Origin of the sequence: Elusimicrobium simillimum, from assembly GCF_049639735.1 — a bacterium.
GTDB lineage: Bacteria > Elusimicrobiota > Elusimicrobia > Elusimicrobiales > Elusimicrobiaceae > Elusimicrobium > Elusimicrobium simillimum.
Genome location: NZ_JBEVVA010000003.1, coordinates 713,356 through 738,528 on the forward strand (window position 1 = coordinate 713,356; position 25,173 = coordinate 738,528).

Genomic DNA, 25,173 nt, shown 5'->3' on the forward strand with positions numbered 1-25,173 from the left:
ATATATACATATGATAAAAAGAAAAGCTAATAATTCAGAACATTTTAAGAGAGAAGTTCTGGTGGAAATTTCCAAGATGTTTTTTAACGGTACCCTGGAAAGAGATATCCACAAAATTCCGTTTAACATAATCCCCTCCGGCTCCGAAGCGCAGTTTAGATGCTGCGTTTTTAAAGAGCGCGCTATTTTGTCGTCGCGCGTGCTGGCCGCTATGGGGTATTCTATAAATGAAGTAGACGAGTCCCGCCATCTTAACGAGTACGTGTCAGAGCAGCAGGATCTCAAAAACGGCGAGGGCAAACTGCTTATAATTTTAAGGTCCGCATGCCAGGCGTGCGTAAAATCACAATATTTAGTAACGGAAGTCTGTCAAGGCTGCTTAGCCAGGCCGTGTATTTCAGAGTGCCCCTTCGGCGCCGTAAGCATGGTTAACGGCCGTTCCAGGATTGACCCTGACAAATGCAAAAACTGCGGCAAGTGTAAAAACGCTTGCCCCTACGGCGCTATATTAAAACTTAATGTACCGTGCGAAGACGCCTGCCCCGTAAAAGCTATTAAGAAAGACGAAAAGGGCCACGCCGTAATAGACCATTCTATCTGCATAAGCTGCGGGCGCTGCATGAAGTCCTGCCCGTTTGGCGCCGTTATGGAACGCAGCCAGCTGCTTAACGTACTGCGCTCTTTTAAAGACAAAAAGCCTGTTGTCGCCATGATAGCCCCAGCAATAGCGGGCCAGTTTGGCGTAAGCATGGGCAAACTTACCTCCGCGCTTAAAGCCGTTGGGTTTGACTCTGTGTATGAAGTTGCCTACGGCGCGGAAATTACCGCCGCTAACGAGGCCAAAGAATTTAAAGAAAGAGTTATAGAAAAGGGCGAAAAGTTTATGACAAGCTCCTGCTGTTTCGCTTACCTAAGGCTTGTGCAAAAGCATATACCTGAGCTTAAACCTTTTGTCTCGCATACCGCCACACCTATGCACTACACGGCCGAACTTGTTAAAAAAGAAATGCCTGAGGCCGTTACCGTATTTGTGGGCCCCTGCCTTTCCAAACGTAAGGAAGGCCAGGTAGACCCGTTGGTGGATTACGTGCTTAACTTTGAAGAGCTTTACGCCATATTCACCGCCAAAGATGTTAACTTTGAAACTATTGAGGAAGCTAAGCTGGACAAACGTCCTAACGCGGCGTCCTTAAGGTTCCCGTTAGCCGGCGGCGTTACCAAAGCCGTGCGTGAAGCCGCGCGCGGGCCCCTTGGCATAAATGCCGAGATTATCAACGGCGTTGACGAAAAAACTATCTTCAAACTCAAAGCCTACTGCAAGGGCTCCTGCCCCCATAACTTTATTGAGGTTATGAGCTGCCTTGGCGGCTGCGTCGGCGGGCCTGATGTTATTAAAAATAAGATACAGGCAGCCGTAGAAGTAGAAAAATACGCGACTGAGCAAGAAAAGTAATTTAAAAAAGCCCGCTTAAGCGGGCTTTTTTATCCCCAAATCTTTGGCGGATTTTTGACTTTTCCGCGTTTGGACACACACTTCACCCGCACAGTTCGCTGCGGACAAGTGTGCCCGAAACGCGGAAAAGTCAAAAATCCACGCAAATCTTTGGGGCCCCTGAATATAACGGCAGTAATTTAATAATACTTCTCAACGGGGGAAATTTTAACTAGAATATATTTATGTATAGAAGAGTATTTAAAATAATCACATGTTTTTTGCTGGTGGCGCTGCTTAGCGCCTGCCACAGCGTTTATAAAAAGCAAGATACCGTGCAGTCTTTAGAAAGCGCCAGTATTGAGCCTAAAGAAGTTTTTGTATATGAGGGGGCTTTGTATTTTACATATACTTACAGCGGGGTAGATTTCGCGCTTATAGCAAAACTGCCTAAAGAGGGTAAAGAACTTAAAAAGAAAAACGCCACCATAGAGGCCAAAGCCGTAAAAACCCTGCCTGAAATGGACGCCGCAAAAAAAGAAAAAGTTTATATGCTGGGTGACGTGTTTGAACAGGCTGTACGCCGCCAGATGACGGAAATGGCGCCGCAAGACCACGGCACGGGATACCTGCTGGTTACAGATTTAAGAGATGTTGTTTTATACCGTGATACAAACGGCGAAATTAAACTTAACGAACCCGGCCAGGTGCCGCTTAACATAACAATCCTGGGCAAAAAGAAACAGAAAGAACTGCGACAAGGCGTTAATAAATATTTTACAGAAATCTTAAAAGCCGACTACCCCGGCGTTACAAAATTTGTTATCCCCATAGACCGTGTGGCCGCGCAAATCCCTTATATATATGTAGACGCCGAGCGCGAGTTTGTGTCCGCCATTGAACTGCCGGATTTTTATAAAGTACAAAAAAAGATTTCGCCGGTAGGATTTTCTGTGGATATGCTGTACTCTTTTTTTATTAAAAGCAATTTTATAGGCGTAGTTAAAGCGCCGTTTACTTCTGTGCATAATTTGCTTTCCAGCGGATACTTTTTTATGTACGCCACATTATCGCCGGGGATAAAAAATTTAAGTTACGATGTACCACCCTTATATGACGGGGACCAGATGATGGATTTGGAAGAATTCTCAAAAGTTCTTGACAGAAAAACCCGTAAAGAAACCTACAAAGCCAGAGCTAAGTTATTAATAGGCGGGGAGGAGTTTTTTCCTGATTTTATAGAAGAGGTGCAAAAGGCCAAAGAGTCTGTGGACGTAAGAATCTATATTTTTAAAACAGACCCTTACAGCCTTAGCATAGCCGATGTGCTTAAAAACGCCTCTAACCACGATATTAAAACAAGAGTGCTTATTGACGAAATTAACACAGTACTTAACTGGACAAAAGCGCCCGAAATGCCGCACTCTAAAGATTATGTTATGCCCGGCATTAAACAATATCTTAAAGAAGAATCCGAAGTTAAGGTACGCACACGCCCCAATATTTTAGCCAGCGTTGACCACAGCAAAGTTATAGTTATAGACGAACGCCTTGCCTATACCGGCGGCATGAACTTTGGCGAAGAGTACCGCTACACCTGGCATGATATGATGATATCTTTGGAGGGCCCCATAGTAACCAAACTGAAAAATGATTTTGAACGCGCCTGGGCTTTTTCCGGGCCCGGCGGCGATTTTGCCCAAGCGGCCGTTATGGCCAGTGAGGATTGTAACGAGTGTTTTAAGCATGACTATGAAGATGATATGATAGACGTGCGGCCGCTTTACACCAAACCTAGCAGGCCCGATATTTTTACCGCGCAGTTAGAAGCCATTAAACGCGCTAAAAAAAGAATTTATATTCAAAACGCTTACTTCTCTGACAACAGAATAGTAAAAGAACTTATCAACGCCCGCCAGCGCGGCGTGGACGTACGCGTGATATTGCCCTCTAAAAATGATATAGGTATGATGGACGCCAATAACAGGGTAAAAACCAATATCATGCTGGCTAACGGTATAAGGGTGTACTATTACCCCACTATGTCGCACGTTAAGGCTGCAATTTATGACGGGTGGGCTTGCGTGGGCTCGGCCAATTTTGATAAATACAGTTTGTTTGTTAACGGCGAGATGAGCCTTGGCGTGGACGACCCTAAGTTTGTTGAGGAGCTTAATGAGCGTTTGTTCCAAAAAGATTTTGCTGTGTCGCAAGAGATAACGGAGCCTTTGGAACTTACCTCGCAAGACTACTTTTTAGCGGCAATTTCTTTACAGGCATAACATGACAAAAAACACTTTTGACGTAATTATTGTTGGCGGCGGCGCGGCGGGGTTAACCTGCGGCGTACTGCTGGCGCGCGGCGGGCGCAAGGTTGCCATTTTGGAAGCGCGTGAGCAGGTTGGGCGCAAAATACTTGTCAGCGGCAACGGCCGCTGTAACGCCACCAACGAAAACGTAAAACTTGCCGATTATTACGGCGATAAAGACCTGGTGGCGGAGGTGCTTAAAAAATTTAACGCGAAAGACGCTGTTGAATTTCTCATGCGTATAGGCGTTGTGCTTAAAAAAGAAAGCGACGGCCGTTATTTTGCCGCCACAGGTAAAGCCACTGCCGTGGCCAATGCGCTTGAGTACGCCGTGACTGAGGCAGGGGGGCAGATTTTTACAGGTGTTAAAGTTGACTCTATTACCAAGCAAGATATCTTTACCGTAAAAGCGGGGGATAAAACTTACCACGCCGCAAAGGTTGTGCTGGCGTGCGGCTCGCCCGCTTTCCCGCAGGCAAGCGGTACCGACGCGGGTTACGCTTTGGCCAAAAGTTTGGGCCATACAATTACTACTGTTTCTCCCGCTCTTACGCCAATCGCTTTAAAGCAAAACCCTTTTGCCAAAATGCACGGCGTCAGGCAGGACTGCCATCTAACTCTGCGCTTTAACGGGCGTATATATAAGGAAGAGGGGGAAGTTATGTTTACCGCCAAGGGGCTCAGCGGTATACCCGCGCTTAACTTAAGCCGCCTTATAAACGGCGACATTTCTAATAACCATGAGATTACGGTTAACCTTTTTCCGGGCGCAAAACCGGGGGATTTTAAAAGTATGATGTACAAACGCCAAAAATATCACCCGCAAAGAAAGATAAAAGACTTTTTTATAGGTCTGCTGCATGAAAATGTGGCGGAAGTACTGTTGGACTATTTAGGTATAAATAAAAACATTATTACAGGGCGTATAAAAGATGAAAATTTTGCTAATATTATAGAAACAATGCAGGCCTGGCCCGCCATATGCGCCCCAACGGTTTCTTGGGCTGACGCTTACGCCGCGGCAGGCGGCGTGCCGGGTACGGAAGTTGACTGCGCTACGCTGCAGTCCGCCAAAGTACCGGGACTTTATATTTTAGGGGAAATGCTGGACGCGGACGCTAAAAGCGGCGGCATGAACTTACATTTCGCTTTTGGCTGCGGGCACCTTTGTGCGAGGAGTATTCTTTTATGATGGATGAGGAAAAGGTAATAGTAAGAAAACTGGAATCTCTAGGCGCGGGTAAAAAAGGTTACCGGCGCGAGTATTTTGTGGGCAAAAAGAAAGTAGCTACAGAGATACTGAACGAGACCATGGACACCCTTGAATTTGACGGCAAAATACCCGACGGTACGGTTAAAGAATTTTATGACAACGGCAAAGTGTTTTTTGAGTGCCCCTATAAAAGCGGCAAACGCAACGGCATGAGCCGCACCCGCCTTGAAAGCGGCGTAATACATTTGGAAAAGGAATATAAAGACGGCCTGCTGCACGGCGTAGTGCGCGTGTATTACCCGGGCGGCCTGTTGCAAAAAGAGCTTGCCTATAGGGAAGACATACAGACAGGCAAACAAAAAAAGTATTACTCCAACGGCGCGCTGCTGGAAATGTCGGAATACAGCGAGGGCTTTTTGGACGGGCGCAGCGTAACCTACCTTGAAAACGGGTTTATACACTCCCAGAGTTTTTACAAAAAAGATAAGCTGGTGGGAGATAAAATTATTTACCACAAAAACGGCACAATAGCGCTTATCTCCCCCTATAGTGACGGTAAGGCAAACGGTACCGCCAAAAAGTACAGTGAGGACGGGCATGTGCTGGAAGAATGGTACTTTGAACGCGGTGCGCTTGTTTTTAAAAGAAGCGTTTAAAATTAATTTTTTTATGGTACAATTTAGTAAGGTTTGAATAAAACCTATATCAACGTAAAAAGGAAGTAATTGTAAATGGCAAAAGGAAAAGTAAAATGGTTTAACGACCAAAAAGGTTACGGCTTCGTAACCCCCGAAGATGGCTCTAAAGACCTCTTTGTTCACTATCAGGAAATCCAAGGCGACGGTTTTAAAACCTTAGCTGAAGGTCAAGATGTTGAGTTCGACATTGTGGAATCTGACAAAGGTCCCAAAGCCGTCAACGTTAGAAAATAATTTGACTTTTTTCCGAGAGTCTGTCGACGCGATTTATACGTTTGCGTTGTTCCAAAATTAGCTTATTTTACATTTTCTTTTGCGTGTGGGTATAGCATAAGCTATATTCCAGCAAAAAAAATGAAAAATAAGCTAATTTTGAAACAACCCTACGGGCTGCGGCAGCTTTTTAATAAATTTTAATTTTTTTATTCCGTACATAGCTTTGGCTATGCTTGTCATAAAGAAAATTAAAATTTATTAAAAATCTTAGCAGCGCAAGCGTATAAATCGCGTCGACAGACTCTTAGAGTCCCGGGCTGCTACGCAGCTGGGGCTCTTTTTTCTAAACTGACTTCACGGAGCTGACTCCGTAAAGAGGAAAATTAATTGAAGCAAAAAACCAGTATTAAAGAGTTGTGGCTAGTATCCTACCCCCTTATCATCACTAACGCTTGCGCAGTAATAATGCAATTTACAGACAGAGTATTCTTGTCTTGGTATTCACCGGAGGCGCTTGCCGCGTGCGTACCGGGCGGCTCTCTCGCGTTTACGTTTACGGCCCTGTTTATGGGCATAGCGTCATACACAGGTGTTTTTGTGGCGCAGTACGACGGCAAAAAGAAACGCGCCAATATTTCTATTTCACTATGGCAGGGGATTATAGTGTCCGTAGTGTCAGGCGTGCTTATAGCGGGCTTTACCCCGCTGGGCTTTATGCTTATAGACGCCTTTAAACACGCGCCTGAGGTTGTAGCGTTTGAAAAGACTTACTTTGCCATATTAAACTCCTTTGGCGGGTTTGTTATTTTAAACAGCGCTTTGGCCGCTTTCTTTATAGGCCGTGGTAAAACTACCGTTCCCATGGCTGTCAGCCTTGTGGGTAACGTGGTTAACCTTGTACTCAGCTATATTTTAATTTTTGGTAAATTCGGCATGCCGCAGTTAGGCATTGGCGGCGCGGCCGTGGGCACCGTTATGGCTAACGTGGCTATGATAGCGTGTTACTCTGTATTTATATTCACGCAAAAAAATAAAAAACAGTTTAAGGTTACCCGTTTGGCGGGCTTTTATAAACCTGCTTTCTTGCGTCTTATACGCTATGGCATACCCAACGGCTTCGGCTTTTTTATGGACATTCTTTCATTTAGCATGTTCACATTTATGGTGGGCCACTTGGATATGATGTCGTTGGCGGCAAGCAATATTGTTATGTCTATGCAAAGCCTTTCGTTTATGCCTATACTGGGCCTGGGGCTTGGCGTGCAGGTGGTAGTAGGCCGTTATATGGGCATGAAACGGCCCGACCAGGTTGTGGAAGTTGTTAAAAACGCCAGCAAGATGGGCTTTGTTTACGCGGGTGTTTTGGGGCTGCTGTTCTTCTTTATCCCCAGGTTTTTTATCGGCTTCTTTTTGCCTGAAAACGCGCAAAACGCCGAGCAAATTACCCGCCTGGCCATGCCGCTTATGAACATAGTGTCAATGTTTGTATTGTTTGACTGCACTTACCTAATATTTGGCGACGCTATACGCGGCGCCGGCGACACTAAGTTCCACATGATTGTAATGGCGCTGTGCGGCTGGGTATTGTTGGTGCCGGGTACGTATTATATAGTGTACGTGCTTAAAAAAGAAGTTCTTACAGTATGGCTGTGGCTTACTTTCTACGCTTTGATAACGGCTATAATAATGTTGGCGCGTTTCCTCCGTGGCAGGTGGCGCCGCATAGATATTACGGCTAAATAATAGCCGGCTGTAATATTTTTATAAATAAAGTCATGTTGAGGAGACGCGCCAACGCGTCGACGTAGACATCTACCGCTTTATGCGGGCGGAGACAAGTTCCGCCCCTACAGCTTTATAAATACTATTCAAACAATAGCGTGGAAATTTTGCATTTGACAATTTTGCTAAGTTCTGGTATTCTGTGAGGGTCCGCTGTTTTGGCGGACCCTTGTACAATATGATTAAGGGGGCTCTATGAGCGAAATTAATTTGACAGATGACAACTTTGAAGCTGAAGTTTTAAAATATTCCGGCGTTGCTATGGTAGATTTTTGGGCAACCTGGTGCGGCCCTTGCAAAATGTTCGGCCCCACAGTGGCTGAGATAGCAAAAGAATACGAAGGCAAAGCTAAGATTTGTAAACTTAATACTGATGAAGGCGCCAAAGTTTGTAATGATTACCGCATTTCATCAATACCTACAGTAATATTCTTTAAAAACGGCCAGCCCGTTGGGCAAATGGTAGGCCTGCAAACAAAAGAAGAAGTAAAAAAACAGCTTGACGCTCTTCTTTAATTCTAATACTATACTTATATAAGCATGTTACCGGCCTGTTTGGGCAGGCCGGTAAAATATACCAAACTTTACCCCGTATCAAAATCCAATAACAATATAATTATGTCACAAGACAGAAAAACTGTATACATTGTAGACGCGCATAATTTCCTGCACAGAAATTACCACGCACTTCCTAAGCTCTCAAACTCTCAGGGGTTAGAGGTAGGGGCGCTGTACGGTTTTGCCCGCTGGCTGCTTAAACTTAAACAAGATAAAAACGCACAGTACGCGGCGGTATGTTTTGACTCGGCCGGCGGCAGCACAAAAAGAAAAGCGCTTTTCGCGGACTATAAAGCGCACCGCAAAAAACCTGACGACGCGCTTATCACGCAGCTTGGCCTGGCAAGAGAATTGGTAGAAAAAATGGGTTTTAAAGTTTACGCCGAAAGCGGTATTGAAGCGGACGATATTATAGGCTACGTGGCCAAACAAACTGAAGCCGAAAACGGCGACGCCGTTATCGCCACCTCAGACAAAGACTCTTACCAATTACTTAACGAGCACATTAAACTATGGCCGCAAGGCTCCGCCAAAGAGCCGCTTAGAGGCCCGGAATATGTTAAAGAAAAATTTGGCGTTGAACAAAAATATCTTACAGATTACCTTGCCATAGTGGGCGACAGTTCAGACAATGTGCCGGGCATAGCGGGCCTGGGACCCAAAACAGCGGCGGATCTTATTAACACCTTTGGTTCGCTGGAAAATATTATTGCTAGTGCCGAGGAAAACAACCCGCAAATTAAACCTGCCGCGCAAAAAAAGATTTTAGCTTCAAAAGACGTAGCTTTACTTTCCAAAGAGTTAGTAACCTTAGACGAAACCTTAACAATTCCTTTTAAAATAGAAGACACAGCAGTCACCGCGCCCGACGCTAAAGTGCTGGCTGATTTATTTGCCAAATATGAATTTAAAAACATGCAGGCCGCCTTTGGCCCCGGCATACCCGCGCCAGCCCCGCAGCAAAAAGATGACGGGGTGCTGTTTGCCTCCATGCCTGATAGCGAGCCGCTTGAAAGCGTAGCCGCTAAAATAAAAGAAAGCATGTTTATACAGACGGAAGAAAACTACGTTATAATAGGCGCGGACGATAAAACATTTTCTCTTAAAGATTTAGATTCTCTGTCTGACGTCGAACTTAAATTAATCGACAAGCTTTGCCAAGACAAAAACATTTTAAAAATAAGCTATGACATGAAATTCACGCTGCGTGCCATAGGCATAATGCCGGACGGTATAATAAACTGTTTTGACCTGCGCCTTGCGGCTTATTGTATGGACCCCGGGGCCGACATCAGCTTTAAAAACCTCTGCGCCAGATTTTTGGACGCCAACATAGAACCCGAGGGCGAAGCGCAGTTTTTAATAGCGCAAAATAATTTTGCCTGGAGCCTTAAAAACATTCTTACAGAAGACCTAAAAGAGGCCGACCAATATAAGGTATATACAGAGATGGAAATGCCGTTGGCCTCCGTACTGCTATCTATGGAAGAGCTGGGCGTTTTGGTTGACGTGCCGTGGCTGGAAAGATTTTCAAAAACCCTTGAAAGCGAGATACTTGTAACGCAGACCGATATTAATAAACTTGCCGGTAAAGAAATTAACGTTAACTCGCCAAAACAGCTTGGCGTGCTTTTGTTTGAGCAGTTTAACCTGCCTTCAATAAAAAAGACAAAAACAGGTTATTCCACTGACGAAGAAAGCCTGCAGCAGCTTATCAACTTGCACCCCATAGTACCCAAAATTTTAGAATACCGCGCCAACGCTAAACTTAAATCAACTTACGTAGACAACCTTATAGCTTTGGCGGACGAGCACTCCCGTGTGCATACTTACCTTGACCAGACGGGTACCGTTACGGGCCGCTTGTCCAGCTCCAGCCCCAATTTACAAAATATTCCCATACGCACGCCCAAGGGCCGTATGCTGCGCCGCGCTTTCTCGGCCGACCCTGGCAATGTGCTGCTGAGCGTGGACTATTCACAAATAGATTTAAGGCTGTTGGCGCATGAGTCGCAAGACCCTGTGCTTGTAAACGCGCTTAGAGAGGGGGCGATATTCACACCAAAACAGCGGCCGAGGTTTTTGGCGTAATGTGTGAGATGGTGTCGCCTGAAATGCGCTCATCGGCCAAGGCTATTAACTTTGGTATTATCTACGGCCAGGGCCCCATGGGGCTTAGCCAGGTGCTTAACATACCTATGCGTGAAGCTAAGGAATATATAGACAGTTATTTTGCCGCCTACAAAGTTGTGCGTGAATGGATAGATAAAAATATAGCCCTTTCACGTGAGCACGGTTACGTAAAAACTTTAATGGGTCACATAAGATATTTACCTGAGTTTAAAATGGGCAGTGCGCAAATGTCATCTTTTGCCCAACGCGCGGCTATTAACACAATAGTGCAGGGCGGCAGCGCGGATGTTATTAAAAAAGCGATGTTAGATATTTACAATCACTACCTGGGCACTAAAGTAAAATTACTTTTACAGGTGCACGACGAACTTATATTTGAAATGCCCGCTGATATGCTGGAGGCTGAGGCCAAAGTTATTAAACACATGATGGAAAACGCCGTCACATTGCACGTGCCGTTACTGGCGGAAGCCAAGGCCGGCCCCAACTGGTATGAAATGGAGAAGTTAAAACTATGACAGCCAAAATAAAAATAGGTTTAACAGGCACCATACTAAGCGGCAAAAGCACCGCGCTTAAAATATTTGAGGCACTTGGCGCCTATACTATGAGTTCAGACGCTATAGTGCATGAGTTGCAGTCCCGCCCGGCAGTACAAAAACAAATTTTCAAAATTTTTAAAACAACAGACAAAGCCGAAATTGCCGCGCAGGCGTTTACAACGCCCGCTAAAAGGAAAAAGCTTGAAGCGCTTTTGCACCCCATGGTTATGAGGGAGGCGTCGCGCCTGGTAAAATTAACCGATAAAAAAATAATTGTCTTGGAAGCGCCCGTACTTTTTGAGGGCGGCGTGGAAAAATATTTTGACATTATTTTATGTATGGCGGCGGATGAAAAAACGCTTGAAAAGCGTATCAAATCACGCGGTATGACTAAAAAAGATTTTGCCGCGCGTAGCGCGGCGCAGTTAAGCGGCGCCAAAAAAATGAGCAGGGCCGATATCGTTGTTTATAATAACGGCACGGTAAAAGATTTAGAAGTAAAAATAAAAAGGCTGTATAAAATATTAAAAAAGTAGTTACGAGTGGAGTGTTATGACAGGTAAATCTCAAGAAGAAAAAGTTGAAGTAAAAGAACCCAAAGAGGCCAAAGAAGTTAAAGAAACAAAAGAAGTTAAAGAGGCCCCTAAGGAAGAAAAAGAAGTTAAGGACCAAAAAGAAGTAAGAGAGAATAAAGATTTTAAAGACAGAAAAAATTTCTCCCGCCCCAACAACAACGGTTCTAACGGTAACGGCAATGGCAACAGCGTGCAGCGCACGCCAAACGGCGCCAAAGTTATGGACGCCAGAGAGTTAAACAAACTCAGCATAGCCGAGCTTACCAAACTTGCCACCAACTTAAATATTGAGGAAATTTCCGGCCTTAGAAAGCAGGCGCTCATAGGCAAAATCATAGCCATACAGGCCAAGCAAAATGGCTCTATATATGGCGGCGGCGTGCTGGAAATTTTACCGGACGGTTTTGGCTTTTTACGCTCAGAGGATAACAACTACCTGGCGGGACCTGAGGATATTTACGTCTCACCCTCGCAAATAAAACGCTTTGGCCTTAGAAAAGGCGACAATATTGAGGGCCTTATACGCCCGCCTAAAGAAGGCGAAAGATTTTTTGCCATGCTGCAGGTGCAAAAAGTTAACGATATGGAAGTGGAAAAAATTTACAACCGCCCTTTCTTTGACAACTTAACACCGCTTCACCCTAACAAAAGGTTTACGCTTGAGCTTGATAAAAACGACGTTACTCAGCGCATCATAGACCTTATGGCCCCCATAGGCCGCGGGCAGCGCGCGCTTATTGTGGCCCCGCCCAAAACGGGTAAAACCATGATGATGCAGTCTATAGCAAACTCTATCACTACCAATTATAAAGATGCTAAACTTATGGTGCTGTTAATTGACGAACGCCCTGAGGAAGTAACCGACATGAGCCGCAGCGTTAAAGGCGAAGTTATAGCCTCCACCTTTGACGAAGCGCCCGAGCGCCACGTACAAGTGGCCGAGATGGTTTTAGAACGCGCCAAAAGGCTGGTAGAGCAAGGCATAGACGTAGTAATATTGTTAGACTCTATCACCCGCTTGGCCCGCGCTTACAACACGGTTACGCCGTCCAGCGGCCGTGTGCTTACAGGCGGCTTAGAGGCCACCTCGCTCCAGCGCCCCAAAAGGTTTTTGGGCGCCGCCAGAAATATGGAAGAGGGCGGCTCTCTCACCATTATAGCCACCGCGCTTGTGGAAACCGGCAGCCGTATGGACGAAGTTATTTTTGAAGAATTTAAAGGTACCGGCAACAGCGAAATCTGCCTGGAAAGAAAACTTTCCGACCGCAGAGTATTCCCCGCTATTGACCTTAACCGCTCCTCCACCAGAAAAGAAGATTTGTTGCTTACTGAAGATGAGCTTAACAAAGTGTGGATCATCCGCAAAGTTCTTGCCCCGCTCACAGCAGTCGACGCTATGACGCTGTTTAGAGACAAGATAGTTGCCAGTAAGTCAAACAAAGACTTCCTAAAACAAATGGAAGTTTCCAGCTTATAATAATTAAAACCCCTGCCAACCAGCAGGGGTTTTTAATTATTATTCCCCAAATCTTTGGCGGCTTTTTGACTTTTCCACGTTTGGACACACACTTCACTCGCTTGCGCTCGCTGCGGGCAAGTGTGCCCGAAACGTGGAAAAGTCAAAAAGCCACTCAAATCTTCGGGGCCCCTTAGAACGGCATTTATAACGGCAAAATGGAATGATGCTTAACGGTACTTATTGTTTTTTACTATAATATTTATAGTAAAAAGGAGATAATATGAAAAAGGGTTTTACTTTAATTGAGCTTTTAGTTGTTGTTTTAATCATTGGCATACTGGCCGCTATCGCTTTGCCGCAGTATACAAAGGCTGTGGAAAAGTCTAGAGCGGCGGAAATGTTTTTGGTTTTAAAATCTTACAGAGACGCCGTTGACAGAATGGAACTGGCCGGCGCGGTGCCAAAAGACGGCGAAACCATAGCCGACGCTATGGATATTGACCTTACCGGCGGCACCTGGACAAGCGCAAATATTTATAAAACTAAAAACTTTAATTATAGTTTCTACTGTGACGGTGAGGTTTGCGGTGTTGACGTTACCAGAGATAGAGGCAGCGAAACGCTGTACGAACTGGAACTGCAGGAAGTAACAAACACAAATGCTACGACCAACTATTGCTATAACAATGACAACGCTACAGGCAAAAATGTCTGCGCGATGGTGCCGGACCTTTACTCGGTAGAAATTGTAGATGGGGCGCGCTAATTAAATTTAATAAAAAGGCGGCTTAAAGTGCCGCCTTTTTTATTATAATACTCATATGAACGAGAAAATAATATCAGTAGCAACCAAAGATAAAAAAATTTATTACAGAGCCTTACCCATAGCCCAGGAGTTTCTGGACGATAACGGTTTTGTTGTGCATACGGACGGCCGCATCCCAGACGGTGAAGTTATAGAAATTTTAGACACTATAGAAACCGTAAAACATTACAGGGACGGCAAACTTGACGGCCGCCTGCAGGTAATAAATGTTAATACCGGTACCGTAAATATAACGGAAGAGTATAAAGACGGTGAGCTGCAAAGTATTATTGAAGCCCCCAAAGAATCTGACAAAGCCGCCGCAGAACAGGAAGAAGATAAAGAATACCTTAAACACGGTTTGGTTTATACTAAAGAAAAAGATTGTTTAATATTTTTTAACGAGGGTGACGAGGTCGCCCGTTGTGCCTTAATGGACGGCGCCCTAATATCGGGTAAAATACCGGACGGCATAATTAAAGAATTTCACGAGAACGGCATTATAAGGACAGAGGCCACCTATAAAGACGGCGTGATGGAAGGCCCGTTCTCCAGATACGATGAGTTTGGCAGGCTGGTTGTAAAGGAAAATTATGTCAATGGCCGTGTGGACGGCAGCGCCATATATTACAACTATTTAAATAATGAAAAATCTAAAGAAACTTCTCTTTATAAAAATGGCCGTCTTGAAGGCCGCAGAGTGGGGTATTACCCCAGCGGCAAAGAGCGCGTGGTGGAACACTATGACGGAGGCAAGCTGGACGGTAAAAGAGAAGTGTTTTTTGAAAGCGGCATCTTGAGCATAGAAGAAAACTACAAAAAAGGCCTTTATAACGGCGCCAGGATTTTCTACTATCCCAGCGGCGGGGTTTGGTATAAAGAAATGTACGTAAACGCGCAGCTTGAGGGGGACAGGTTGGCCTACTATCCCGGCGGCGAGCTGTACCTTAAAGAGCATTACCAGCACGGCCTTTTAGAGGGCGAAAAAACGGTTTACGATAAAAGCGGTGAGATAGTACTGCAAGAGCATTACAAATTTGGCGAAAAAGTAAGAAAGAGAGGGGCGGTGTGATGAGTGAAGTTTCTTACAATATTTTTTGCCCCGCTAAAATAAATTTGTTTTTAGAAGTTACCGGCCGCCGGCCGGACGGCTACCACGAGTTAGCCACCCTGTTTGCCAAGCTTAAATTTGGCGACAATATTTCACTTACTCTTACCCCAAATACCAAAACAGAAATTAATGTTACCCTTACAGGCCCTTACGCGGGCGTTATAACCGCGGGGCCTGATAACTTGGTTTATAAAGCCGCGCAAAGGTTTTTTGAGTACGCTAATATAACCGCCAAATGTGATATCACGCTGGATAAGCAGGTACCTACAGGTGCGGGGCTTGGCGGCGGCTCTTCGGACGCGGGGTGCCTACTTAGAACGCTTTGTAATCATTATAAAATAGATTTTAAAAATATCATCCCCTTGGCCGCCAAGCTTGGCGCGGACGTACCGTTATTTTTATATGACGAGGCCGTGCTAAAAGGGGAGGGTATCGGCGACAAATTGACCCCCGTTAAAGTTGCCGGCGCCATGCCGCACGTAGTGCTTAGTTACCCCAATGTGCACATTCCCACCAAGAATGTGTTCGCGGGGCTTTCTCTTCCTAAAGAAGAAGAAGTGTTGACAAGCGTTGTTAAGCTTGATAAAATTATATTTGCCTTAAGCGAGGGAAAACAAATTTCCGCATGGAAAGATTTGATATATAATAGACTTGAAGAAGTAGTTTTTCCCGCCCAGAGAGAAGTACTTGATTTGAAAGTTTTTATGAACACCCAAGCTGCGCCGGCAGCTATGATGTCCGGCTCAGGTTCAACAGTTTTTGCTCTGTTTGACTTAGAGCAAGATGCAGTAAAATTAACCATGGAACTGAAAAATCGGGGAAGTGTAGTATTTCTTACGCAACTCTGGGAGGGTTTAAAATGAAAATAACGGAAATCAGGATTCATCTCATGGGGGAAGACCGCTTAAAGGCATTCGCAAGCGTTACGTTTGATGATTCTTTTGTGGTAAGGAACATGAAGATTGTGGAAGGCACCAAAGGGGTATTTTTATGCATGCCTTCAAGAAAGCTGCCCGACGGCTCACACAAAGACATGGTCCACCCGATAAACCAGGAGTTCAGGGAGTATCTGGAAACTAATGTGCTTAAAGCATATGAAGAAGAATTAAAAAACGGCGGGAAATCTTCCCAGTCTGATGCTTAGCCTTAGTCCTTTTACTTCCGGATGGTGAAATGGTATCACTAGCGGTTTTGGTCCGCTCATTCTAGGTTCGAATCCTAGTCCGGAAACTTTTACGTAAAGCCGGCGTCTTTTAGACGCCGGCTTTTTTGTTCTTGCCCTTCGGGCAAGAACAATCCCCAAAGCTTTGGCGGATTTTTTACTTTTCCATGTTTGGACACACACTTCACTCGCTTTGCTCGCTACGGACAAGTGTGCCCGAAACATGGAAAAGTAAAAAATCCACTCAAATCTTCGGGGCCCCTGGATGTGCAGATTTAGTAAATACCCATTTTAAAAATTCACTTTCATAACGGCACCTATAACTACAAACCGGAATACGGCTTCACGGCACTAATGATATCCTCTCCCTTTTAGGGGTAGCGTAGCATGCATATATAAAAGGATGCGGAGGAAGTTTTGCAGCGTTGTTTTTTTGCGAAGCAAAATGCGGCAAAGCAGGTGAGGGTCCTATTAGAAATACTTGGCTGGGTATCTTACCCAAATAGCTTAGTCTTGGCTGGGCCAAAGGGCCCAGACGCCTTTGGGTCTTTTGGCCCTGGCTGCCGCCGTCATATTTGCTTAATATTTAAGCATGGGAATATTAAATAAAACAACAACGCTGTTTATACTAACATCAATGTGCGCCAATCTTTTTGCCCAAACTACGGATTGGAGCAAACTCAAAGTGCCCGCCTATGACCCTAAAAAAGATATTACGGTACAGACGGACGCTATTAAAATTCCCGCATCACAGCTGCCTACATTTAAAATTGATATGAAAAATGACCCTGTAGGCACGCATGAATACTTTAATAAAAACGCCCGCATTAAAGCCGCCGCCCAAAAGGCCTCTAAAGAAGTAAACGCCCGTGTTAAAAAAGAAAACATTACAGAGGAACTTTTACCACCGACCATTGCAGAAAAACTACAATCAGATCTGCCGCAGTTTTCTTTTGGCGCCAACGGCATAGGCCTGGGTAAATATGGCGATATTGTTGTGCAAAATTTAGGCGACGGCGCATTTCTTATAGACGGCCAACTGGCTGGTTACCGCGGGCAGGACAGGCTTATTGTAAGCAACCATATTTTATACAACCTGGCGTATCACTATCACGCTTTGCCATATATAGTCATGCTTAAAATTGAGATTGAACAATTTGCCAAAGTTCTGGCGCGTGACAATGACCCTATGCAAGCCAAAAAGCTTAAACAAATAGCTAACGAGTACGCCCGCATAGCTATTGAAGCCTTGCAGCAGGGCGACACCGACGATGTTGTGTTTGTCTTGGCCTCACTTTACACGCTTATGTTTGATGAAGGTTACGATGAGGGCCGTTATATTTTAGGCAGCGGCGTTATGCGTGACATAGGCAGTTACATGGCCGCGCTTACAACGGGGGAAAACAAAAATAAAATTGTGTCTGAACTTAAAAAACTGCGTGCCATAAGGCAGTGCGATTACAGCTTTACCGCCAGAAAACCGGGCGGCGTTCACAATTACCCTACCAGCCGCTACGTTAACATAGCGCACCGCCGCCACAGCAACAATTATAATGTATTGGAAAAATCCGGCAGACAAACAGCCGACTACCTTGATATTTCGCAAAATAACATTACAGGCGGCGGGTCGGTATTTAGCGTTATTGAGCATATGCTTTTAACACCTAAAGACAGGGGCAACTTCCGCCTGAACATAGAGGAAAATATAGGCAGCGCGGGTTCCACCTGCCTTATAGCCGGGCTGGCCACATATAATCTGGCGCTTATTGACCGTGTGGAAATTGTAAAAAACCGCTTTAACGGTACCACCACTATACAACCTGTTGTCACCATAAACAATTTACTCAGCGAGCTTGAGGGCGAATACGGCAATGACCATGTTAATACCATAAGGGGATTTTTGGTGTTGGAGGCCATACTTGTTAACCAGCAAACAGCCGCCCAGCGTGTGGACGCTATAGACGCCGCTATCATGCGTCTGGCCGCTAAACAGCGCAGGGAAAATACTTATGATACGGCGTTTGAAGAGCGCGCTGGCAGCTTTTTTCAGCCCGGTTATGTGCTTATAGGCAGGGCTATGACTATACTTAATATGCTGTCCAAAAACGCCTACGGCAAATCAAATGCCGCGCTTAGAAAATATAGCGAGCTTCAGCCTCATTCCTCCTACTACACGCCAAGCGTAAAGTACGCCGCGCTTATTAACTACGCCGCTGTTTTCGCAAGCAGGCTAAACAGAGATTATCCCGACTATAAATATGAAATGACGCCCCACTACACCAACCATGTAAGAAAAGGCATGAGCACGCACTACACACTTAAAATAAAAGGCGTACCGGCGTATAAGGCTGAGCAGGTTGACTATCTTATAAACAAACTTTACGGTATTATTAACGACACATCCACCGTTACCGTCTCTAACAGGTACGAGCAAGTCGCGCTTAACAGGGGCCTTATAGAAAGCGTAATCAGCCAGCTTATGGGCAATAAAGCAAACGGTGTTGTGGGTATAATGCCTGAGAAAGGCAAAACCTTTGTGCCGCAGTACGGCCCCGGCAAATTAGAACCCGTAGATGACCCTAACCTGGAAACAACCGATTTTGGTTACAGAGTGCAATTTAATATAGACTCAACAAAAAGTTTTTATACCCCGCTCATGAGGTTAGAAAACTTTGCCGGCAACTTTAATATTGTAGTGTATGATTTTACAATGTTGTTCTGGTACTATTACGGCATAGGCATAATAAACGGCGACACCCGTAGCGCCATGTACCAAGAAGCCAAAAGAAACGTAAAACCCATAATAGAAAACCTAAACTGGTAATTTTTTATGCGCTTTAATTCTAACTTCAAGATGAGCAGTTTTTTCTCCTCTTCGTAAGAGGAGTACTTTTTTGCTTTAGCAAAAAGGGGAGGAGATTAATGAAGCTAGGTACGAGCGCATTATAAATGCCCTATATGTAAGCCATGTAAAACCATTAATTTAAGCTAAGACATCCCCCATAAAAAAATGTAAAATGAGGTATGATAGCTTATTTAAAAGGGGACATTTTAACCCTTAAAGAAGACAGTCTTATTCTGCTGGTTAACGGCGTGGGGTATGAAGTTAACTGCGCCCCGGTGTCCGCCACCTCTTTAGAGGAGGGGGGCAAACCGCGCTTTATATAGCGGAGTCTATTTCCCCATACGACGGCACTGTACTGTACGGCTTTTTAACTAAAGAGGATAAAGAGCTGTGGTCGCTTTTCCGCGCGTCTATACCCAATACAGGCGCAAAAAAGGCGCTGGAATACCTTAACAAAGCGCTTAGAAGCGTGGCGGACTTTCATAATGCTATCGTCAAAAAAGACCCTAAAATTTTAACCGCTATATTTGGTTTTACCGCCAAAACGGCCGAAAAACTTATCCATTCACTCGACGGCAAAATGGACGCCGTTACCATAGCGGGCACACCCAAAATAAAACTGGCGGACGATGTGCCGTATATGAGCGAGGTTATGGCCGCGCTAACGGCGCTTGGCTACTCGCCGCAGGAAAGCAGAAAAGCGCTTGAGGCGCTGGTTACCCAAGGTCTTAGTAAAGAAAGCGTAGAACATAATGTGCGCGAAGCGCTGAGGATACTTAAAAAATGAGCAGCTACAATGAAGTCTTGGATTTAAACCCAAGCACAGATGAAAAAAACAGTTTAGATGCCGCCCTGCGCCCCACCTCGCTTAGCGAGTTTGTGGGCCAGCAGTCTTTAAAAGACAACCTGCACATCTTTCTTACCGCCGCCAAAAAACGTAAAGAGGCGCTGGACCATACTTTGTTTTATTCCCCGCCGGGCCTTGGCAAAACAACGCTTGCAAATATTTTGTCTAAAGAGATGGGCGTTAATATTAAAACAACTTCCGGCCCCGTTCTGTCACGCCCGGGCGACCTTGCCGCCATGCTCACTACAGAAATTTCAGAGGGTGATATTTTGTTTGTAGACGAAATACACCGCCTTAACCCGGCCGTAGAAGAAGCGCTTTACCCGGCTATGGAAGACTTTAACTTTTTTATTAATACAGGCAAAGGCGCGGGCTCAACCACGCTTAAACTTTCTGTTCCCCGTTTTACGCTTGTTGGCGCGACAACACGTTCGGGTCTGTTGACCGGGCCGCTGCGTGACCGCTTTGGCATAGTTTTTAACCTTAATTTTTATGAGATAAAAGAGATAGCCGATATTCTTGAACGCAGCGCGCGCCTGCTGAACATAAGCGCCGAGCGCGGAGGCCTGGAGGCTATAGCCGCACGTTCACGCGGTACCCCGCGTGTGGCAAACCGTTTGCTCAGGCGCGCGCGTGACTTTGCGCAGGTCAAAGGCAACGGTATAATTACCTCTGACATTGCCGACATCGCCATGCAGTCTTTAGACATAGACGCCGAGGGCTTAGACACAATGGACAAGCGTATACTTGAGGCGCTTATAGATAAATTTGGCGGCGGCCCCGTAGGCGTAGATAACCTGGCCATAGCCGTAAGCGAGAGTGTTGATACCTTGACCGACGTTATTGAACCATATTTAATTAAAGCCGGCTTTATAGCACGCACGCCGCGCGGCAGAGTAGCCAGTAAAAAGGCGTATGACCACCTGGGCAAACGCTCACCCGAGGGCATGCTGTTTTAAATATTTATCCTCTCCTTCTTAGGGGAGAGGAAGTTTTGCCGCGTTGTTCGGCTGCATAGCAGCCTGCGGCAAAGCAGGTGAGGGTATTTTTGCCGTTTTCTCCCTTTTGTAAAGGAAGTACCCCGGAGGGAGGAGGGATTTAATGTAGCACGCCGTCAAGGTAACAGGCTGGCATATTATTTCTCCCCTTTTAAAAGGGGAGTACCCGCCAAGCGGGGGAGGGGTTTGAGTTTGTAACCACCCTTATTTCATAACGGCATTTTATAGTAAGCTGCTACGCAGCGTGATAAATCCCTCGGCATTACTGCCACTCCCTTTACGAAAGGGAGAAAATATAAGGAAGACTTTATAAAATGATTAAAAAAATAATTTTAACCTTAACCGTAGTTTTTTTAAGCGCAAACTCTTTCGCGCTTAAAATATTAATTGTTGAAAACTCTTCCAAGCAGGAAATTAAAGCCAGCGGCCCTTTTATAATAACCGTAGCCAAAACAGGCAAAAAATATAAGCTTAAACAGGGCGGCACATTTGATGTTACTATAAGCGGCGGTACTATTAAAGCAGGCACAGTAAAGGCTGATGGTAATATTATTATAAAACCCCGCAAAAAAACCATTTTTACTATTGGCGGCAACGGGTATACGGGCGATATTATTTTGTCCCCCGGTAAAACAAAATTTAATGTTATAGAAGAAACTAAAATGGAACAATACCTCTACGGCGTTTTACCGTATGAGATGAGCCACTCCTGGCACATAGAAGCGCTTAAAGCGCAAGCTGTCGCCGCCAGAACATATACCGCAAAAACGCTGGAAACACCCGTTAATAAAAACTTTGATTTATACGCAGATGTAAGAAGCCAGATGTATAAAGGTTCGGCCAAAGTATATCCGTCCGTAAAAGAAGCGGTGGATGATACTAAGAACGAAGTGTTGAAACATGACGGTAAACTTTTTTACACTTATTACCATGCCAACTGCGGTGGCCATACAGACCCGCTGCCCTGGGGCGGCGCGGCGGCGGATATTAAACCTTTAAAAGGCGCGACATGTAACTCCTGCGGGCACAGCGCAAACGTTACCTGGAAGAGAACTTTTACTAATGACCAAATAGTAAAAGCGGGCGCAAAACAAGGTGTAAAAGGCACACTCAGCGGCGTAACCATAAGTAAAAAGACATCCAACGGCCGCGCCACACAGCTGCAAATAAAATCATCGGCCGGCGGCACTAAAAAAATTGCCTGTAATGATTTTAGAATCGCCATCGGTTCCACCAGATTTAAAAGCTGCCATATTACAAGTATTAAAAAAGTTTCAGGCGGGTACGAGTTTAGCGGCCGCGGTTACGGCCACGGTACCGGCATGTGCCAAGACGGCGCGCACGGCATGGCCAAAAAGGGCGAGAAATACAAAGATATTTTAGCCACATTCTACCCCGGCGCCAAAATTTCAAAGTTATAATTGTGAGTAAAAATGTTTGAGAGATTTAGAGATTTAGCTATTAATATTGCACGTACCCCGGCCGAACCGCGCGACAGCGCCAAACTTATGGTGCTTAACCGCAGTACCCAAACCATAGAAAATAAAGTTTTCCGTGATATAGCAGACTACTTTAACCCCGGCGACTGCCTGGTTATAAACGATACTAAAGTATTTCCCGCTAAACTACTTGGCCACAAAACTACCGGCGGTAAAATTGAAGTACTGCTTGTGCGCCCATTGCAAAACCCGGCTGAATGGACTGCCCTTATGCGTGACTATAAAGAGGGGGGCGAAATAATATTTGACGGCGGCCTTACCGCGACCATGACCGGGCACAATGAGAATGGCGAGGCTATTTTAAAATTTAATAATGACGACGTGCTTGGCTACGCGCACACGCACGGCCTTATGCCGCTGCCGCAATATATTGAAAAAGCCCGTAAGCATGATGGTATGAGCGCCAGTATTGCTACCGATAAAGCCCGCTATCAAACAGTTTACGCTGAGCACGAAGGCTCTATAGCCGCGCCTACGGCGGGCTTCCATTTTACGCCTGAGCTGTTGCGTAAAATTGAGGATAAAGGCGTAAGCGTTGTACACATAACTTTACACGTGGGCTGGGGTACATTTAAACCTTTAAAGACCGACCCTACCCAGCATAAAATGCTGCCGGAGCTGGCCGAGGTAACGCCGGAAGCTGCGGCCAAAATTAACGCCGCGCGCGCAAACGGCGGCAGAGTGTTTGGCGTAGGTACAACCAGCACAAGAACGCTGGAAAGCTTTACGGAAAACGGCATAACGCAGGCGGGCAGTAAATGGACGGACCTGTTTGTATACCCCGGCTATAAATTTAAAGGTATAGACGCGCTGATAACAAACTTTCATTTTCCCGATTCAACGCCGTTGTGCATGGCAAGCACGTTTGCTACGGAAGATTTTATTTTTAAGGCATATTCTGAGGCGGTGGCCAATAATTACCGCTTTTATTCTTTTGGAGATTCAATGATGATATTGTAGCCGTATTTCCTTTTTCCTCTCCTCTCCCTTTTAGGGGAGAGGACAAAGGTGAGGGTGCTAAACACAAAATATACACAAACATGTGCCGTACAGCAAGCCTAACTCGCTGTGTTAACGCGTATGGTAGAACAAAACAGGAAACAAAACTTAATTATGACAAAAAAACTAACACCGCCTTTTAAAATTATAGCTAAAGACAAACATTCTAAAGCCCGCACAGGTATTTTATATACCAAACACGGTGCGGTGCATACGCCTGTTTTTATGCCAGTGGCCACGCAGGCTAGTGTAAAAGCGCTTAATGAGCTGGACCTGGAATCTATAGGTGTGGAGTGCTTGCTTTCAAACACATATCACTTATACCTGCGCCCGGGTACCCAAACGCTTAAGCAAATGGGCGGCCTGCATAAATTTATGAACTGGAGTGGAAGTATACTTACAGATTCAGGCGGGTTTCAGGTGCACAGCCTGGCGCATATGCGTAAAATTACCGAGGACGGCGTATGGTTTAAGTCACACCACGACGGCAGCAAACACTTTTTTACGCCTGAAAATGTAATAGAGTCCGAGGCTGCAATAGGTTCTGACATATGGACATGCCTTGACGTGCTTATGCCCAACTCAGCCGAAAAGTCTGATTTAAGGGGCGCCCTGGCCACCACCAAACGCTGGGCAGAACGCGCCGCGGCGCATTACCAAAAAGTCGTGCCCGAGCAGGATATTACTGAGCAAGCGGACGGGTCATTTAAAGTCGGCAACAGCTTACTGTTTGGTATTATACAAGGTTCTATTTACCCTGATTTACGTGCCGAAGCCGCCCGGCATATGGCGGGGTTAGAAACGCACGGCTACTGCATAGGCGGCCTAAGCGTTGGTGAAACTCTTGAAGAAATGAACACGGCTGTTGAGGCCACCATACCCCACTTGCCCGAGGGTAAACCAAGGTACTTAATGGGCCTTGGCACGCCGATAGAAATTTTAAACTGCATTGAGCGCGGCGTGGATATGTTTGACTGTGTGTGGCCCACGCGCGTTGCCCGCAACGGCCAGGCCATGACAAGCGAGGGTAAGGTAAATATAAAAAATAACGAGCACCGCACAAGTGAAGAACCATTGGATAAAAACTGCGATTGTATGGTATGCCAGCGTTACAGCCGCGCGTACCTGTCACACTTATACAGGGCGGGCGAGTTGACCAGTCACAGGCTGATATCTATACATAACATAAGATTTCTTGTTAACCTTATGGAGCGCGTGAGAGAGAGCATAAAGAACGGCACTTTTACACAGCTTAAAGAAGAAGTTATAAGTAAATATAAATAATTTGTATTAACTGTAAGGGCCAAAGGACCTAAATGAAAATGGGTCTTTTGGCCCTGTTTTTATTTGGGTAATAGAATTAAAATTATATTAACAGGAGATTATTATGAAAAAATTAATTTCAGTTTTAGCTTTACTTTTTGTGGCAACATCTATTTTTGCGCAGCTCTCAAAGGAAGATCTGTTTGAGGGCGGAGTAAAAAAGCACAGGCTAATAGGGTATATTAACACCGTGGAAGAATTTGTGCTTGGTGATTATCATAACGAGGCCCACCCGTACTATGCTTTTTTCAGCGCCAGATGCGCTGAAAAACATTCTGAAATTATAGAGAATATGGAAAGTGAAATGGCCGCTTTTAAAACATATTTTGAAACTGTCCACCCGCCAAAACCAAAAAATATTTTAGAGTCCGCCATACTTTGGACAGAGGGCGGTTTATATGAAGCCGTGCTTAGGGAAGACCCCGCCAATTTTAAAGCATACTACGCCTTACGCCAAATGCTTCTTGATAATAAAGAGGACATTGAAGAAAACTTGAAAAAGGGTATGAAGGTTAACGGTAAACAATATATAAGCCTGCAGGATTTTATAAAAAACCGTCCGCCGTCTTTGTCAAAAGAAGATGCCGGGGAACAAATTAAAAATTTGTTAAACTAAATATTAATTAATAAAAAATCCGCCTAAAAAGGCGGATTTTTTATGTTGTCG

At 45.2% G+C, this 25,173-nt stretch carries 21 protein-coding genes and 1 pseudogene; all 22 read left to right on the top strand.

The genetic code is table 11. The features are described from left to right. The first annotated feature begins 10 nt into the window (after positions 1 to 10). The 22 genes and pseudogenes from AAIR98_RS04100 (at position 11) to AAIR98_RS04205 (ending at position 25,122) form a co-directional block, all read left to right on the top strand. Positions 11 to 1,453, top strand: coding sequence for a 4Fe-4S dicluster domain-containing protein (locus tag AAIR98_RS04100; RefSeq protein WP_423970980.1), 1,443 nt, complete (start codon positions 11 to 13; stop codon positions 1,451 to 1,453). A gap of 224 nt (positions 1,454 to 1,677) precedes the next feature. Then, a complete protein-coding gene (locus AAIR98_RS04105) occupies positions 1,678 to 3,714 on the top strand; it encodes a phospholipase D-like domain-containing protein (RefSeq protein ID WP_423970981.1) in 2,037 nt (678 codons plus the stop codon). 1 nt (position 3,715) lies between these two features. Next, positions 3,716 to 4,933 carry an aminoacetone oxidase family FAD-binding enzyme gene (locus AAIR98_RS04110; protein ID WP_423970982.1) on the top strand — a complete coding sequence of 406 codons (1,218 nt, stop codon included), beginning with the start codon at positions 3,716 to 3,718 and terminating at the stop codon, positions 4,931 to 4,933. Further along, a complete protein-coding gene (locus AAIR98_RS04115; RefSeq protein WP_423970983.1) occupies positions 4,930 to 5,610 on the top strand; it encodes a toxin-antitoxin system YwqK family antitoxin in 681 nt (226 codons plus the stop codon). The genes AAIR98_RS04110 and AAIR98_RS04115 overlap by 4 nt, the downstream gene beginning before the upstream one ends. 75 nt (positions 5,611 to 5,685) lie before the next feature. After that, positions 5,686 to 5,886 (top strand): cold shock domain-containing protein, encoded by a 201-nt coding sequence (locus AAIR98_RS04120; protein WP_423970984.1) that lies wholly within the window; start codon positions 5,686 to 5,688, stop codon positions 5,884 to 5,886. Between the two features lie 396 nt (positions 5,887 to 6,282). Continuing rightward, positions 6,283 to 7,611 (top strand): MATE family efflux transporter, encoded by a 1,329-nt coding sequence (locus AAIR98_RS04125; protein ID WP_423972034.1) that lies wholly within the window; start codon positions 6,283 to 6,285, stop codon positions 7,609 to 7,611. Positions 7,612 to 7,845: 234 nt separating this feature from the next. Then, positions 7,846 to 8,166 (top strand): thioredoxin, encoded by a 321-nt coding sequence (gene trxA / locus AAIR98_RS04130; RefSeq protein WP_423970985.1) that lies wholly within the window; start codon positions 7,846 to 7,848, stop codon positions 8,164 to 8,166. Between the two features lie 102 nt (positions 8,167 to 8,268). Next, positions 8,269 to 10,859, top strand: a pseudogene (polA, locus tag AAIR98_RS04135) (DNA polymerase I). Continuing rightward, a complete protein-coding gene (gene coaE / locus AAIR98_RS04140) occupies positions 10,856 to 11,419 on the top strand; it encodes a dephospho-CoA kinase (RefSeq protein ID WP_423970986.1) in 564 nt (187 codons plus the stop codon). Before polA ends, coaE begins: the two are co-directional and overlap by 4 nt. A gap of 259 nt (positions 11,420 to 11,678) precedes the next feature. Continuing rightward, positions 11,679 to 12,935, top strand: coding sequence for a transcription termination factor Rho (gene rho, locus AAIR98_RS04145; protein ID WP_423972035.1), 1,257 nt, complete (start codon positions 11,679 to 11,681; stop codon positions 12,933 to 12,935). A 262-nt stretch (positions 12,936 to 13,197) separates the two neighbouring features. Beyond that, positions 13,198 to 13,683 (top strand): prepilin-type N-terminal cleavage/methylation domain-containing protein, encoded by a 486-nt coding sequence (locus tag AAIR98_RS04150; protein WP_423970987.1) that lies wholly within the window; start codon positions 13,198 to 13,200, stop codon positions 13,681 to 13,683. Positions 13,684 to 13,738: 55 nt separating this feature from the next. Further along, positions 13,739 to 14,794, top strand: a complete 1,056-nt coding sequence (locus AAIR98_RS04155) for a toxin-antitoxin system YwqK family antitoxin (protein WP_423970988.1) — start codon at positions 13,739 to 13,741, stop codon at positions 14,792 to 14,794. Beyond that, positions 14,794 to 15,696, top strand: a complete 903-nt coding sequence (gene ispE / locus AAIR98_RS04160) for a 4-(cytidine 5'-diphospho)-2-C-methyl-D-erythritol kinase (protein ID WP_423970989.1) — start codon at positions 14,794 to 14,796, stop codon at positions 15,694 to 15,696. The genes AAIR98_RS04155 and ispE overlap by 1 nt, the downstream gene beginning before the upstream one ends. Further along, positions 15,693 to 15,977 carry a SpoVG family protein gene (locus AAIR98_RS04165; protein WP_423970990.1) on the top strand — a complete coding sequence of 95 codons (285 nt, stop codon included), beginning with the start codon at positions 15,693 to 15,695 and terminating at the stop codon, positions 15,975 to 15,977. Before ispE ends, AAIR98_RS04165 begins: the two co-directional genes overlap by 4 nt. A 610-nt stretch (positions 15,978 to 16,587) precedes the next feature. Beyond that, entirely contained in the window at positions 16,588 to 18,819 is a 2,232-nt protein-coding gene (locus AAIR98_RS04170; RefSeq protein WP_423970991.1) for a hypothetical protein, read from the top strand. Positions 18,820 to 19,019: 200 nt separating this feature from the next. Further along, entirely contained in the window at positions 19,020 to 19,163 is a 144-nt protein-coding gene (locus tag AAIR98_RS04175; RefSeq protein WP_423970992.1) for an OB-fold domain-containing protein, read from the top strand. Between the two features lie 32 nt (positions 19,164 to 19,195). Further along, positions 19,196 to 19,627 (top strand): helix-hairpin-helix domain-containing protein, encoded by a 432-nt coding sequence (locus AAIR98_RS04180; RefSeq protein ID WP_423972036.1) that lies wholly within the window; start codon positions 19,196 to 19,198, stop codon positions 19,625 to 19,627. After that, positions 19,624 to 20,646, top strand: a complete 1,023-nt coding sequence (ruvB, locus tag AAIR98_RS04185; protein ID WP_423970993.1) for a Holliday junction branch migration DNA helicase RuvB — start codon at positions 19,624 to 19,626, stop codon at positions 20,644 to 20,646. The genes AAIR98_RS04180 and ruvB overlap by 4 nt, the downstream gene beginning before the upstream one ends. A 353-nt stretch (positions 20,647 to 20,999) precedes the next feature. Continuing rightward, the gene (locus AAIR98_RS04190) at positions 21,000 to 22,106 is read left to right on the top strand and encodes a SpoIID/LytB domain-containing protein (protein WP_423970994.1); all 1,107 of its coding nucleotides are present in this window, start codon (positions 21,000 to 21,002) and stop codon (positions 22,104 to 22,106) included. Positions 22,107 to 22,118: 12 nt separating this feature from the next. Continuing rightward, the gene (gene queA / locus AAIR98_RS04195) at positions 22,119 to 23,144 is read left to right on the top strand and encodes a tRNA preQ1(34) S-adenosylmethionine ribosyltransferase-isomerase QueA (RefSeq protein WP_423970995.1); all 1,026 of its coding nucleotides are present in this window, start codon (positions 22,119 to 22,121) and stop codon (positions 23,142 to 23,144) included. Between the two features lie 153 nt (positions 23,145 to 23,297). Next, positions 23,298 to 24,467, top strand: coding sequence for a tRNA guanosine(34) transglycosylase Tgt (gene tgt / locus AAIR98_RS04200; RefSeq protein WP_423970996.1), 1,170 nt, complete (start codon positions 23,298 to 23,300; stop codon positions 24,465 to 24,467). A 103-nt stretch (positions 24,468 to 24,570) separates the two neighbouring features. Beyond that, positions 24,571 to 25,122, top strand: coding sequence for a hypothetical protein (locus tag AAIR98_RS04205; protein ID WP_423970997.1), 552 nt, complete (start codon positions 24,571 to 24,573; stop codon positions 25,120 to 25,122). The last annotated feature ends 51 nt before the right edge of the window (positions 25,123 to 25,173 follow it).

What these genes read in the sequence shown, in the direction of transcription:
- AAIR98_RS04165 (WP_423970990.1), top strand. Translation starts at nt 15,693, where the DNA reads ATGAAAATAACGGAAATCAGGATTCATCTCATGGGGGAAGACCGCTTA.
- rho (WP_423972035.1), top strand. Translation starts at nt 11,679, where the DNA reads ATGGACGCCAGAGAGTTAAACAAACTCAGCATAGCCGAGCTTACCAAA.
- AAIR98_RS04205 (WP_423970997.1), top strand. Translation starts at nt 24,571, where the DNA reads ATGAAAAAATTAATTTCAGTTTTAGCTTTACTTTTTGTGGCAACATCT.
- AAIR98_RS04175 (WP_423970992.1), top strand. Translation starts at nt 19,020, where the DNA reads ATGATAGCTTATTTAAAAGGGGACATTTTAACCCTTAAAGAAGACAGT.
- tgt (WP_423970996.1), top strand. Translation starts at nt 23,298, where the DNA reads ATGACAAAAAAACTAACACCGCCTTTTAAAATTATAGCTAAAGACAAA.
- queA (WP_423970995.1), top strand. Translation starts at nt 22,119, where the DNA reads ATGTTTGAGAGATTTAGAGATTTAGCTATTAATATTGCACGTACCCCG.
- AAIR98_RS04150 (WP_423970987.1), top strand. Translation starts at nt 13,198, where the DNA reads ATGAAAAAGGGTTTTACTTTAATTGAGCTTTTAGTTGTTGTTTTAATC.
- AAIR98_RS04100 (WP_423970980.1), top strand. Translation starts at nt 11, where the DNA reads ATGATAAAAAGAAAAGCTAATAATTCAGAACATTTTAAGAGAGAAGTT.
- coaE (WP_423970986.1), top strand. Translation starts at nt 10,856, where the DNA reads ATGACAGCCAAAATAAAAATAGGTTTAACAGGCACCATACTAAGCGGC.
- AAIR98_RS04155 (WP_423970988.1), top strand. Translation starts at nt 13,739, where the DNA reads ATGAACGAGAAAATAATATCAGTAGCAACCAAAGATAAAAAAATTTAT.
- ispE (WP_423970989.1), top strand. Translation starts at nt 14,794, where the DNA reads ATGAGTGAAGTTTCTTACAATATTTTTTGCCCCGCTAAAATAAATTTG.
- AAIR98_RS04170 (WP_423970991.1), top strand. Translation starts at nt 16,588, where the DNA reads ATGGGAATATTAAATAAAACAACAACGCTGTTTATACTAACATCAATG.
- AAIR98_RS04110 (WP_423970982.1), top strand. Translation starts at nt 3,716, where the DNA reads ATGACAAAAAACACTTTTGACGTAATTATTGTTGGCGGCGGCGCGGCG.
- ruvB (WP_423970993.1), top strand. Translation starts at nt 19,624, where the DNA reads ATGAGCAGCTACAATGAAGTCTTGGATTTAAACCCAAGCACAGATGAA.
- AAIR98_RS04105 (WP_423970981.1), top strand. Translation starts at nt 1,678, where the DNA reads ATGTATAGAAGAGTATTTAAAATAATCACATGTTTTTTGCTGGTGGCG.
- AAIR98_RS04120 (WP_423970984.1), top strand. Translation starts at nt 5,686, where the DNA reads ATGGCAAAAGGAAAAGTAAAATGGTTTAACGACCAAAAAGGTTACGGC.
- trxA (WP_423970985.1), top strand. Translation starts at nt 7,846, where the DNA reads ATGAGCGAAATTAATTTGACAGATGACAACTTTGAAGCTGAAGTTTTA.
- AAIR98_RS04190 (WP_423970994.1), top strand. Translation starts at nt 21,000, where the DNA reads ATGATTAAAAAAATAATTTTAACCTTAACCGTAGTTTTTTTAAGCGCA.
- AAIR98_RS04115 (WP_423970983.1), top strand. Translation starts at nt 4,930, where the DNA reads ATGATGGATGAGGAAAAGGTAATAGTAAGAAAACTGGAATCTCTAGGC.